10 protein-coding genes are annotated in these 13,197 nt (G+C 49.2%); 3 read left to right on the plus strand and 7 right to left on the minus strand.

What is annotated here, in order from left to right; genetic code table 11:
* The first annotated feature begins 51 nt into the window (after positions 1 to 51).
* Positions 52 to 1,269 (plus strand): helix-turn-helix transcriptional regulator, encoded by a 1,218-nt coding sequence (locus C6P39_RS08955; RefSeq protein ID WP_104803529.1) that lies wholly within the window; start codon positions 52 to 54, stop codon positions 1,267 to 1,269.
* 229 nt (positions 1,270 to 1,498) lie between these two features.
* On the opposite strand, the gene phnX is transcribed toward C6P39_RS08955, so the two are convergent.
* The 5 genes from phnX to C6P39_RS08980 are packed head-to-tail and all read right to left on the minus strand — an operon-like array spanning position 1,499 to position 6,832.
* Complete coding sequence (phnX, locus tag C6P39_RS08960) at positions 1,499 to 2,266, minus strand: phosphonoacetaldehyde hydrolase (protein WP_104803530.1); 768 nt, start codon at positions 2,264 to 2,266, stop codon at positions 1,499 to 1,501.
* Positions 2,263 to 3,360: a 2-aminoethylphosphonate--pyruvate transaminase gene (gene phnW / locus C6P39_RS08965; protein WP_095174466.1), complete on the minus strand. Its 1,098-nt coding sequence runs from the start codon at positions 3,358 to 3,360 to the stop codon at positions 2,263 to 2,265. The genes phnX and phnW overlap by 4 nt, the downstream gene beginning before the upstream one ends.
* Positions 3,361 to 3,403: 43 nt before the next feature.
* Positions 3,404 to 4,381, minus strand: coding sequence for an ABC transporter substrate-binding protein (locus tag C6P39_RS28715; protein ID WP_104803531.1), 978 nt, complete (start codon positions 4,379 to 4,381; stop codon positions 3,404 to 3,406).
* Positions 4,378 to 6,057 (minus strand): ABC transporter permease subunit, encoded by a 1,680-nt coding sequence (locus C6P39_RS28720; protein ID WP_104803532.1) that lies wholly within the window; start codon positions 6,055 to 6,057, stop codon positions 4,378 to 4,380. Before C6P39_RS28720 ends, C6P39_RS28715 begins: the two co-directional genes overlap by 4 nt.
* A gap of 4 nt (positions 6,058 to 6,061) precedes the next feature.
* Positions 6,062 to 6,832 (minus strand): ABC transporter ATP-binding protein, encoded by a 771-nt coding sequence (locus C6P39_RS08980; RefSeq protein ID WP_104803533.1) that lies wholly within the window; start codon positions 6,830 to 6,832, stop codon positions 6,062 to 6,064.
* 391 nt (positions 6,833 to 7,223) lie between these two features.
* Between C6P39_RS08980 and C6P39_RS08985 the strand changes: the two genes are divergently transcribed.
* Complete coding sequence (locus tag C6P39_RS08985) at positions 7,224 to 8,594, plus strand: PhoH family protein (protein ID WP_104805890.1); 1,371 nt, start codon at positions 7,224 to 7,226, stop codon at positions 8,592 to 8,594.
* A gap of 9 nt (positions 8,595 to 8,603) precedes the next feature.
* Positions 8,604 to 9,269, plus strand: coding sequence for an HD domain-containing protein (locus C6P39_RS08990; protein ID WP_104803534.1), 666 nt, complete (start codon positions 8,604 to 8,606; stop codon positions 9,267 to 9,269).
* A 10-nt stretch (positions 9,270 to 9,279) separates the two neighbouring features.
* On the opposite strand, the gene rsmA is transcribed toward C6P39_RS08990, so the two are convergent.
* Positions 9,280 to 10,164, minus strand: a complete 885-nt coding sequence (gene rsmA / locus C6P39_RS08995; protein WP_104805891.1) for a 16S rRNA (adenine(1518)-N(6)/adenine(1519)-N(6))-dimethyltransferase RsmA — start codon at positions 10,162 to 10,164, stop codon at positions 9,280 to 9,282.
* Positions 10,165 to 10,226: 62 nt separating this feature from the next.
* A complete protein-coding gene (locus C6P39_RS09000; RefSeq protein WP_242987000.1) occupies positions 10,227 to 13,136 on the minus strand; it encodes a tetratricopeptide repeat protein in 2,910 nt (969 codons plus the stop codon).
* Positions 13,137 to 13,197: the final 61 nt, after the last annotated feature.

Below are 13,197 nucleotides of genomic sequence, written 5' to 3' on the forward strand. Positions count from 1 at the left end.
TTTCAAAAAATTGTATGATAATAATTAAAAATAGTATGAGGGGGCAGATGTATGGCGTCGTATGACACTGTTTTGAATTTTTCCCGTAAAGTGTTAAAAAATTATAATTTCCAAACCTATATTTTAACGGAAGATGAACTTGACCATGTTGATCTGGATCTGGGACTGAGAAAGAAAATCGCGGCAGACAGTGATTCCAGGGATAACGCACTGCATTTTATCAGAAACAGTAAAGAGCATGTGATGTATTTTTCCAAAGATTGTTTTAACTGTCATCACACAGTGATGCGGCTGCCGGAGACGGAATCACCTGCCTTTTTTATAGCCGGGCCTTATCTGCAGCACAGAGCCGATAAAAAATTCATCCTGCAGATGCAGCAAAGATTGTCCATCCCCACAGAGTTTTCCGGATTTTTGAAACAGTACTATGAACTGATCCCTTTCATTAACCACGCAGATGATGTGCGCACCATACTGCTTCTTCTGGCAGCGGAAATATTTGGCGGGGCTGAACATTTTTCTGTTGAATACTGTGATATGTTTATGGATGAAATTACAAAGGTTTACTATGGACAGGCACAGGTCAATCTGGAAAACCGGGAGCTGATCGAACAGCGGTACCGGTCAGAGCAGGAGATGATGCAGGCAGTGGCTTCAGGAAATTATAAAAAGATAGAACTGCTGGCAGCCGGGGAAATGACGGTCTCACTGGAGCAGAGGCTTTCCAACCGGATCCGGGACTCTAAGAATTATCTGATCATATTAAATACCCTGCTGCGGAAGGCTGCGGAGTATGGCGTGCACCCGCTGTATCTGGATGAACTTTCTTCTAAGTATGCACGGGAGATTGAGACGATCACCAGTGAGGATGAGGACGGGAAACTGAAACGGGAAATGATGCGGAAGTATTGTCTGCTGGTGAAGTCTCATTCTTTGAAGGGATATTCACCTATTATTCAGAATGTGATCAACCATATCTGCCTGTATTTGACAGATGATCTGAGTCTTAAAAGACTGGCGGAGGAGTTTTCTATCAGCCCCAGTTATCTGTCTACACTGTTTAAGAAGGAGACGGGGAGTACACTGACGGATTTTGTGAATAAGAAGAGGATTGAGAATGCGGTGCTCTTGCTGAATTCTACGGATTTGCAGATACAGAGTATTGCGGCGGCGTGCGGGGTGGCGGATCTGAATTATTTTACGCGGTTGTTTAAGAGGAATATGGGGAGGACACCTAGTGAGTATCGGGAGATGATACATCAGAAGTAGGTGGCGAAAGGGACGGGGGAGGAGGGGAGAGGTTTCAGATTCTCTTCGAGGTTCCGCGTCCCTCAGCTAACCTGCTCCCAGTTGCTAAATTCGTCGGCAGAGGCCTCCTCATTAATCAACTGGGGCAGGTGGATTTGGTTGTTGGGATGGGTAGGAAAATGTTGGGATGTGGCGGAAAGAACCGCACCCGATTGTTGGAGTTGGGGGCGGTTCTTTTTGGGGGTGTTGACTATAGGAGGTCTAGGAGGCCTCGGATGTCTTGAATGATGTGGTCGGCGCCGGCGGCCTTGTAGGTTTGGGTTGCCTGGGTGAGACGGGCGGACTTGTCGGCTGGGGACAGGGCGTTGTATTCGGATTCGGTGAGGCCCAGGACGGAGCTGCCTTCCAGGATGCCTACGGAGAGCATGCCTGCGTTTTTGCCTTCTTTGATGTCAGCTACCGTGTCTCCTACTTTTATGATGCGGCGGACATCCATGAGATGCATGGATTCCATGTTGCGGAAGATCATGTAGGGGTAGGGACGGCCGATGCCGCCTACATCGTCGGGGCTGAACCAGAAGTCGGGAGCATAGCCTTGTTCTGCGGCTCTGGGGGCTACAATTTTCATCATTTGCTCTGTGTAGCCTGTGGTGGAGCCTATCTGCAGGCCCAGGCTCCGCAGTTTTTCTATGGTTTCAGGGACGTGGGGCTTGGGGGACGCAAAGTCCGGGAGGATCTCCAGGATGGCGGTCTCGCTGTGCTCGTACACTTCTTTTACGTCGTCCTCGGTCCAGGGGGTGCCGTGGATCTGGGTCCACAGATCTTTAATGCGCTCCATGGAAAGCATGGTGCGGATGTGGTCTATCTTCAGCATACCCATGGGGGCGCGTACCTCTTCTATTGTGGGGGTTATGCCAAACTCTTCAAAGGCTTTTATGAATGCCTGTACGGGAGCAAAGCTTCCGTAGTCTACTGTGGTTCCTGCCCAGTCGAATATGATTGCGTCAAATTTGTTCATTTTTTGTCTGCCTCCAGAAATTCTTTGATGATGTTGTAAAGGTTTTCCATGTCTTCATGGTAGATCTCGCCTATGTTTCCGATGCGGAAGGTGTCGGCATCTGTGACTTTGCCCGGGTAGATGGCATAGCCTCTCTCTTTGATGTACCGGTACATCTCCTGGAAGGAGAAGTGGCTTCCCTCCGGATAGAAGAAGGTAGTGATGATGGGACCCTGGTATCTGCCTTCTATGTAGGGGCGGATTCCCAGCTCCTGTAGTTTTTCGATGAGGTATTTGTTGTTCTCTGCGTAGCGTTTGGAACGGGCCGGGATGCCGCCCTCCTCCTCCAGTTCCTCCAGGGCTTTCGCAAAGGCCAGAACTACATGGGTGGGGGATGTAAAACGCCATTTGCCGTCTTTGTTCATGGTCAGCCACTGGTCGTACAGGTCCAGGGACAGGCTTCTGGCTTTTCCGCTGCTGTCCATGAGTTTGTCTGTTCTGCAGATGATGAAGGAAAATCCGGGAACACCCTGGATGCATTTGTTGGCACTGCTGATCAGGAAGTCAATACCCCATTTGGCTGCGGGGATATCTACGCCGCCGAAGCTGGACATGGCATCCACGATGAAGGTTCTGCCCATCTCCTTTACTACTTTTGCAACTGACTCTATGTCGTTGAGGATACCGGATGTTGTCTCGCTGTGTACCATGGATACATGTGTGATCTCCGGGTCCTCTTTCATGATCTTTTTAATGATCTTTGCGGAGGGGACTTTGTCGTATTCCTCGCGGTAAAGTACATAGGGGATGCCTGCATGTGCGGCAATGTCGGCCATTCTCTCCCCGTAGGCGCCGTTTGCTGCGATGAGGAGTTTGTCGCTTTTGCCGATCACGCTGGTGATGACAGACTCCACACCAAAGGTTCCGCTGCCCTGCATGAGGACAACTGTGTATTCCGGCTCGGATACATGGGCCAGCTTTAGAAGCTGGCTGCGGATTTTCAGGGTGATCTTTTTGTAGTCATCATCCCATGTGCAGTGGTCGAAAAGCATCTCTTTTTTAACGGTGTCTGTTGTGGTCAAGGGGCCTGGGGTTAATAATTTATAGTTTAACATTTTACATTTCTCCTGTGTTTTTATTTTGTATTGGTGTGGCTGCTTATTTACATTCCTCTGAAAGCTCCTGATGGCGTTCCAGAAGGGATACGGTTAACTTCTCTGAGAAAACTTTCGGATAGGTGGACACATTTTCCGGGTCTGCTTCCTCTCCCTGATAGATTGGGTTCGGATATGTCTTGATCAGCTCGCTTCTTCCCTTTTCCACGATGCATTGGGCCATTTCCATAGCCAGGGGATTGGCGTCTTTCTTGTCAATCACTGCAACGGACTCTGTGAGGGAGAAATTGCCCTCTTTTGGGTCCACATAGTCTACGGGAAGGCCGTCCTTTTTGTCGGCAACTGCTTGGTGGCGGAGACCGAATCCAACTGCAACCTCACCGGCACGGATCTTTTTCAGCGGCGCTGAGCCTGAGCTTTCGATGTGTGCGCCGGCATTTTCATAGATGCCTTTCAGAACGTCCTTGGCGCCGTCCTCCCCGTATTCGCTGACAAGGGCCTGCATGAGAAGCCATGCTGTGGATGAACTTTTGATGTCTGTCACAGACAGCAGGTCTTTGTATTCCGGCTTTGTCAGGTCTTTGAGGCTTTCAGGCCTGTCCAGCTTATTTTCACTGAGCATCTCCGTGTTCAGAAGAATGGCTCCCTCCTGGGAGGTGATAGGCGCATAGAATGCGGGGAATTCTGTGAGAGTGTCATAGTCAAAGGTCAGATCTTGGAACATGTTGTTCTGCTCCTGGGCACTGTCCAGGTAAAAGGAACTCATGGTTACCATGTCTGCCTCAATGTTTTTTCCCTCTGCCAGCAGTTTGCCCCCCAGTTCGGAGGTGCCGAAGGTCTGGAAAAGATATTTTCCCTCGTAGCCGTTTGCGTCCAGGGTCTCTTTCATAGCTTCCACAGCCTCATCATCTGCGTTTGAATAGATGACTACCTGTTTCTCACTGCCTGAGCCGCATCCGGCAAGAATGGATGCCCCCAGGGCTGCTGTCATTATAAATGCTGTTACTTTTTTCATTTTCATACTTTTTGTACTCCTCTTTTCTTTTTTAATATGGATAAGTCCAGGATCTTTCCCGGATGGAATTCCCTCTGGGACAGATATCCCACAAGTCCCTTCACCAGCAGATTCGTTGCCAGGATCAGCAGGGACAGGACGAATATTTCATTGAATCTGGTATAATACTGAAGTTCCTTTATCTTGGTGGTGATGACCATGGTCCTGGCACCGGCAATGAAGATGACGGCGCTGACTGTCACCATGGCGTTGACGAAGTAATAGCTGAACACTTCCAGGATAGTGGAGCGCATGTTGGGCGTCACGATCCTGAAGATGGTCTTTGCCCAGGAGTCTCCCATGAGAAGGGCAGTTGTCTCCCAGGAACTGTTCAGCTTCTCCAGGGAATTCTTCATCATCAGATATGGTGTGGAGAAAAAATGCACCACATTGCACAGGATGATCAGGGCAAAGGTATTCTGCAGCGGTGTGCCTGTAAAAATGAGAAGAAAGGCAATACCGATCACCATACCCGGAATGGTGTTGGTCACCAGCGCGATGCTCTCAATGATCCCCTTCCATTTCCTGCCCAGCTGGCTTCTGGCTGTGGCAAGTGCCGCACCGTAAGTGGTGATAAGCCCCGCAAGGGCTGTCAGCACTGCCATAAACAGTGAATTTTTGTAAACACCCAGCAGACTGCTGTCCCGGAACACTTCTGTCACATGCGACAGGGTGAAATCAGTTCGGTACGGCCATTCCTCCACAAAGGGAACCACAAGGATCACAGCAAACACGGAGAGGATCACAAGCAGGATCACGCTGCTGGTCAGGCCGCAGAAGTAATCTCTCTTCCTGTTTTTTCTTATTTCTATGGTGGAAATTTTGTTGTATCGGACATTGTAGCGTTCCAGCCAGTGAAGCAGGGAAATACTCAGCACAGAGGGAAGGAGCATCATCATTGCCACCACGGCTCCATTCTGGAAGTTGGGTATACTGCCCAGCATCTCGTTATAGAGAACGGTTGCCACAACCTCAAATTTTCCGCCCACTGATGCAGGGATCCCGTAATCTGTGAAGCACAGGAAAAAGCACTGTACCATGGAGGCCGCAAGGGTGCCCAGAAGAGGGCGTACCACGGTTCCCATAAAGGTGGCGAAGGGCTTATCTCCCATGACTCTGGACACCACCATGAATTTCTTGTCTATGTAGCTCATGGTGTTCAGAATAAGCAGGAAGGAAACGGGAAGGGTATAGATCACATACCCCAGAAGCAGACCGTTAAACCCATATATCTCAAAAATCTGGCGTCCGAAAAGTCTTGTCAGAAGTCCCTGTTTGCCAAAGGAATAAATGATTGCAAACCCGTAAGTAATTGTGGGAAGCAGCATAGGCAGCACAGCCAGGGTACGGATCAGTTTTTTGGTCCTCTTTTTCAGGTTTGTATAGTGGATGGTATAAGCCAGGAAAAAAGCCAGCAGAGTGGCCAGAAGCGCGCTGCAGACTGAGATCCACAGACTGTTCAGAAGCGCCCTGCCGAATCCTTTTCCTGTCAGCACGGTTATGTAATTCTCCACGGACAGCCCCGCTGCCCCTTCAAAGGACTTTCCCAGAAGTCTCAGTATGGGGACCGCAAGGAAGACCAGAAACAGGAGGACTACCAGCACATAGATTACTTTTATTTCCTTTTCGTTTCTTTTTATCATATGTTTACACCACCTGCAGGCTCACCTGCTTATCCTGACGGAACAGCATAAAAATATTGTTTTTCTTGATCTCAAGCTGGTTCAGGATAAACTCTTTTACAAAGAGATTCTGCGGGGAAGTGATGATTTCTTCCGGGCATCCGTACTGGGAAATGGTTCCCTTGTTCACGATCAGCACCTTGTCGGACAAAGTCAGCGCTTCCTCAGGATCGTGGGTAACGATGATGGTAGTCAGGTGAAATTCCCTGGCAATCTCTTTTATCTTCTCTTTGATGGATTCTTTAATGACTCCGTCAAGGGCACTCAGAGGCTCATCCAGAAGGAGTATCTTAGGCTTCATTACCATGGTCCTGGCAAGAGCCACACGCTGTTTCTGACCCCCGGAGAGCTGTTCTATTTTTTTATCCAGGTGTTCTTCCAGTCCCAGAAGGCGGACGAATTCCTGTACTTCCTTATCGCTGGAAATATTCGGTTTATTTCTGAGGCCATAGGTAATATTTTCATATACATTTAAATTGGGAAACAGGGCATAATCCTGAAATACAATGTTAAATCCACGTTCCTCCATAGGTACGTTTGTGATATCTCTGTCATTGAATATGATCTTTCCTTCATCTAAATCAGTAATACCAAGTATAAGATTCAAAAGTGTTGTTTTTCCGCATCCGGACGGGCCCAGGATAGAGACGATCTCTCCCTCCTCGATACAAAGATTGATATTCTGCAAAATGGTGACTCCGTCATAGGATTTTTTTACATTCTGAAGTTCTAACATGAAATGTATTCTCCTTTCCTTTCATGTACAGCAAAGCTGCTGACAAAGCTTATTAAATGTTACTGTTCACTCCGTGTCCAGTAACACGCTTCGCGATGCACAGATATGGACCATTCTGCCCCATATCGCGCTGCCTGCCTGGGGATTTTCATGCTTCCACATGAAAACGCCTCCCGGTACAGTGACCTGTGAACTGTAACTATTAAACTGCATTTTTACCTTTTCATCCATCCTGTTTTGGTAAGCTCTTGGTTAAATGCCTGTAAAACGGCTGCCGGTGCCGCTGTTTTACAAAAACTCTCAGCAGATTTAACAATGGACGGATAGAACCCTTTCCTATATAGATGTAAGATTGGGATGTAAAATGAAAAAACAGGAGGGACCTTATTATATGAAAAAAATATTCGTCCTGGACACCAATGTGCTGATCCAGTCACCGGATGCTCTGGACTGTTTTGAAGATAACCAGATTGTACTGCCCCTTGCGGTTCTGGAGGAGCTGGATGGATTAAAAAAAGCGGACGGGGAAAAAGGCGCCCACGCAAGAGAAGCCATAAGGCGCCTGGAGAATCTCCGGCTGCAGGGAAACCTTCTGGAAGGTTCACCCCTGAAAAACGGCGGTACGGTTCGGGTGGAAGCCAACTGTGTCCATGTGGAACTTCCGGAAAGCCTTCCGGATGACAAAATGGATAACCGGATCTTAAAAGTCTGCCGACACCTTATGGATGGAAGACTTCCTGTGGTCCTGGTCACAAAAGATATCCTTCTTAGGATGAAGGCACAGATACTGGGCATCCGAGCTGAAGATTTTCTGCAGGAACAGGTTTCATCCAGGGAAGGCCAGTACACCGGAAGATGTGAGTGTTTTGTACCGGAGGAAACTTTTAAGACTTTTAAAAAGAAGGGAATCCCACTGGATGCTGTATACCTGACAGACGCACAGGGAAAACCTTACCCGCCGGAACTGTGGGAGAATCAGTTTGTTCTGCTGAAAGCTGACCAGTCTTTGAGAAAGACGCATCTCGGAAGGGTCTGTCAGGAAAAGATCGTACCTCTTGCCTACAAAAAAAGCCGCCCTTACGGAGTAGAACCGCGAAATGCCGGACAGTATTTTCTTCAGGAAGCTCTTATGATGCCTCCTGACAAAATCCCTCTGGTGATCGTCAAGGGGATGGCAGGAACAGCAAAGACTTTTTACTCTCTGGCGGCAGGGCTTGAAAAAGTTTTAAACAGCAGCACCGGAGAGTACCGGCGAATATTGATCAGCCGCCCCAATGCACAGTTTGACTCTGATATCGGCTTCCTCCCCGGCGATGAACAGGAAAAAATATCCCCGCTCATGCGTCCTGTCATTGACAATCTGGAACAGCTTATTGACTCCAACGAGGAGGAACGGTATAAAAACGAAACGGAGCTTCAAGGTAAGATTGATGAGATTTTTGAGAGAGGGATCATTCAGGCAGAGGCCCTGAATTTTATAAGGGGGCGCTCCTTTGTAAACACCTGGCTCATTATAGATGAAGCCCAGAACATGACACCGAATCAGGTGAAAGGCATTATCACCCGGGCCGGAAAGGGAACTAAGATCATCCTGCTTGGTGACCCAGGCCAAATAGACCGGCCATTTCTGGACGAGAGGACCAATGGCCTTTGTTATGCATCAGAATATATGAAAGGAAGCCCACTCTGCTGTCAGGTCACACTCACAGCAGAAGAATGCGAACGTTCTGACCTGGCTATGGACGCTGTCAGAAGGCTGTAAACTAAGAATATGAATGAAAGTATTTATAAAGAATTAAAGAACTCAGAGGAAGTGAAAGCGTATATGGAACAGGGCAACCACAGCCTTGGGGTCCTGGGCTTCACGGAGCACTCCTGCAGGCACGCCATTAAGGTTGCTGAGACAGCAGGGAAGATACTGAAAAAACTCGGCTATGGAAAACGGGAGACGGAGCTTGCAAAAGTAGCGGGACTTCTCCACGATGTAGGCAACTGCATCAACCGAAACGACCACGCCCATAGCGGCGCACTGATGGCTATGCAGATCCTTCAAAAATATAAGCTATCTCCCAGGGATACGGCCGTGATCATAAGCGCCATCGGCCAGCACGATGAGGGAACTGGAAGTGCCGTGGATCCGGTATCCGCCGCTGTCATCCTGGCGGATAAAACGGATGTGCGCCGCAACCGGGTGCGCAATCCCATCAGGGAAAACTTTGATAAACACGACAGAGTCAATTATGCCGCCATTTCCTCCACCCTCTCCATTCAGATGGATAAAAAAATCATCCAGCTCAATATTGAACTGGATGAAGAGATTTGTTCCATTATGGACTATTTTGAAATTTTCATGCAGCGTATGCTCATGTGTAAGCGGGCCTCGGAAATGCTGGGCATGAAATTTAAGCTGATGGCAAATGGAAATAAAATCTGCTGATCCTTTCTCATTACGGATACGGATCTCCTGTATCAGCAAGCGCGTTGGCGAGCTGTGCAAAATCCGCCAGTGTCAGTGCCTCCCCCCGGATCCCTTCCCGGAATCCGCAGGCTTCTATGGTGCGCTGTATTTCCTCCTTGGTAAATGACAATTCAGGGGAATTGTTCAGTCCGTTAGCCAGTGTTTTTCGCCTTTGGTTAAAAGACGCACGAATCAGGCGGAACATAAGCTTTTCGTCTTTAACATCCACCGGAGGTTCTTTGTGGCGTGTCAGGCGTATGACTGCGCTTCCCACTTTAGGTCTGGGCATAAAGCAGTTTGGCGGTACATTTGCCACAATATAGGGTTCCGCATAATACTGGACTGCCAGGGACAGGGCACCGTAGTCCTTGGTTCCCGGCCCTACCTGCATACGGTCCGCCACCTCTTTCTGTACCATTACCGTAATAGACGCAATGGGCACATCACCCTCAAACAATCCCATGATGATCGGCGTGGTAATATAATATGGCAGATTCGCTACAACTTTGATCGGTTTTCCTGCGTTGTGCTCCTCTGCCAGTTTTTTGATATCGACTTTCAGAATGTCTTCATTTAATATGGTCACATTCGGAAATTCCTGAAGCGTGTCTTCCAGAATGGGGATCAGCGTCTTGTCGATCTCGACCGCATATACCTTTCCCGCCGCCTGTGCCAGGTATTGGGTCATGGTTCCGATACCGGGGCCAATCTCCAGCACAAAGTCCTCCTTCGTGATATGTGCGGCATCTATTATTTTGTCGAGTACATGGGTGTCGATCAAAAAGTTCTGCCCGTATTTCTTTTGAAAAACAAAATCATATTTCTGCAGGACTTCAATCGTCCCTTTTGGGTTTCCCAGATATGGGGCTGTCATCTTTTCATCTCCCGTCATAATTAAGGTTCCCCGGCAGGCATGTGCGCCTGCCGGGGATATTTTTATACATCAAAGTCTTTTTCGTAAAGCATAATGCGTCCGCTCTCATCCAAATGGCGCTTTGCCACTTTCTTGCCCGGGCGTCTTCCGCCTCTGGAGGCGCGTTTGATGGCGTTGTCCATCATCTCTTTTACCTGTCCCACAGATACGGGGTCGTCTTCATCCTGGTTGTCGCCAATCAGGGTATACAGGGCCAGAACAGCCATGTCATCAATCTTATATCCCATCTCTTTGGAGTATGTCTTAGCAAAGGATACCAACTCGTCATTGGTGAACACCGGAATGACCACACGGGAATCGAATTTTTCCATAAAGTCAGGATATGTCTTTTCCAGGCTCTGAATGCCGGGTTTTAAGTCTTCCAGAATAACAGTCAGACGGTTTGTCCTGAACTCCATTGCCTTGGAGAGTTTTTCTATTACATCTTCCTTCAGGGATGAAGCGTTCTCTACCACCAGGAATCCGCCTGCAAGCTTGTCAACCACATAGGCCGGGTCTTTTGCGTTCATCTTCTCTGCATCCAGATAGGCGATCTTGGCACCTTCCATGTGGCGTTCCTTGCAGATGGCTTTTATAAGGCCTTCGGACAAGCGGGTTTTGCCTGCGCCTTCACGGCCTGTAATAACTATATTTCCGGATTTTGATGTCCTCTCACATGCCGATTCCTGGGCAATGTCAAGGGCTTCTGTAATCTGCTGGGTCAGTCCGGGTATCGGAGCAAAATAGGTGAAGAGACGTTTCTGTTCCTCCGGGGTAAGGTGATGTCTCAGAATGGATGCCGTGGCTGTTCCCGCAGGAGACATGGACGCCTCTGCGGGCATACGCTTATCCTCGGCAACCGTATGCATATATTCATTCTCTGACTCGTCGGACTCTGCAAAGTCTTCAGACTGTACGGGGCTTTCCGGTTCTGTTACGGCTGATTCCAGTGCCTTCTGAAGGTCAATGGTCATTCCGCCAACTCCTGCCCGCACCTCTTCCACAGGTATCTCGATGGTTCTTCCGTCCAGGTTGTCCGGTTCTGTGGTTATGGCAGCCTCTGCCATGATAGCTTCCATAGAAGGCTGCTGCAGGAATTCCTCCTCTGCCGCTTCCCCGGAAACCGGCTGTGCAGATTCCTGCGTCGATTCCTCCGCCTGTGTGTATCTCTCCTCTGTCTCAGAAACAGACGGCTGGGCACCGACTGTATATTCTTTGACGGCTTCTTCAGCAGCTTCCGAAAGCAGCTGTGGTTCCCGGTCAGGCTGGTATATTGTCTGAGGTTCCATGCTGCCGGCTGCGGCTGTAACTGCATCATCACTTCTGACCGTGACTGTTTCTGTATCACCGACTTCTTTCGCTGCAGCGGCCTGCACAGCAGATCCTGCCGGTACAACAGCTCCCGCTTCCACCATTGACGGCATACCTTCTGATGCAGCGGCTCCCGCTTCCGCCATTGACGGCATACCTTCTGATGCAGCGGCTCCCGCTTCCATCACTGACGGCATACCTTCTGATGCAGCGCCTTCCGCTTCCGTCACTGACGGCGTATCTTCTGATACAATGGCTTTTGTCTCTGATACTGACCGGATATCCTCGGGTGCAGCGGCTCCCGCTTCCACCATTGACGGCGTACCTTCTGATACAGCGGCTTTGTTCTCCGCTTCTGAAGGCGTATTCTCTGCCGCAATTGTTTCCATTTCGCTGACTGGTGTCACTCCACTGGAAACCTTGGCAACGGCCTGGGCCAGCTCTCCGGCTGTCTCAGCCAGAATGGCATCCAAATCCACCTCCGGTGCAGGTTCAGCGGCGGCCTGTGCTGCCTGAGGCTTTGGCGCCTCAACCGGCCTTGCTGCCGGCTGCCTTATAGCTGCGGCTGCGATACTTCCGGATGCGGGATTGTCCGGTTCCAGTTCCTTCACCACGTAATCCTCAGTGTCATCCTCCATGCTGTAGTCCTGGGTATCTTCAGCAGCGGAATCTGCTGTCTCCCCCGCCTCGGCTTCGGTCTCTTCCTCTTCCTTCGGCCCTCCGGAGAATACATCCCGGATGCCCTTGGCGATTTTATCCTGTAAAACCCCTGTAGTCTCAAGAATCGGTGAAAATACGGATACTTCCTCCGGTGCCTTTCCGGTTGCCCTGGAGCGGACTGACTCGATATGGGGCATTTCATCTGTAATTTGTTCCGACACGCCTGCGCCGACGGACTGACTGACAAGCTTTGACGCTGCCTGTGTAGCTGCAGTGATCGTGGCCGCCGCGGCTGCCGCAGCGCTCTCCGGTGATGGTTCCACGTAACGGTTTCTGTATTTTTCCTCCTGGCTGGGAGAAAGAGGAGCGTATTTCATCTTCAGCTCCATGGCCTTTACCACGTATTTACCTTCACTGAACCAGAGGATCAGATCATCGCACTCTTCCACACATTTGTCCTTCATACCTGCCTTGGCATAGAGCCTTGCCAGTTCATAGGACCAGCGCTCTGTATATTCACGTCCTTTATACTCTTCCAGAATCGCAATCTGCTCCTGGATGGGGGAACGCCTTCCTCTGTAAATTTTGTACTTTAATATGTAGCGCGAGTTATCATTGGGGGATATTTCCGCAAATTGATTGTAATAATCCACCGCTTCATCAAAATTCCCCATCTTAATTGCCAGCTCAACCAGCCGGTATATTACTGTTTTTCCTATAGGAGCCCTCTGATGCGCCAGTATGAGAAGCCTGCGGCTGTCTTCATACCGTTTATTTGCCTCATAAATCTCACCGACCATACAGAGTGTCCTTGCACTTCGCACCCTGCGCCAGTCAATCGTATCGACAATCTCCAGAGCCCCCTTATAGTCCTGCCTGTCAACCAGATCGTTGATCACGTCCAGTTTGGCACGGTATTCGTTCTTGTCCACTGTTTTCACCTCTGTTAGTATATTCTTCAATTTTGAGTAGTCTTCAGACATATTACGGTAGGGTATATTTCTCCATAATTATTTTCAGTGT

This window comes from Blautia marasmi (assembly GCF_900258535.1).
GTDB classification, from domain to species: Bacteria; Bacillota; Clostridia; order Lachnospirales; family Lachnospiraceae; genus Blautia; species Blautia hominis.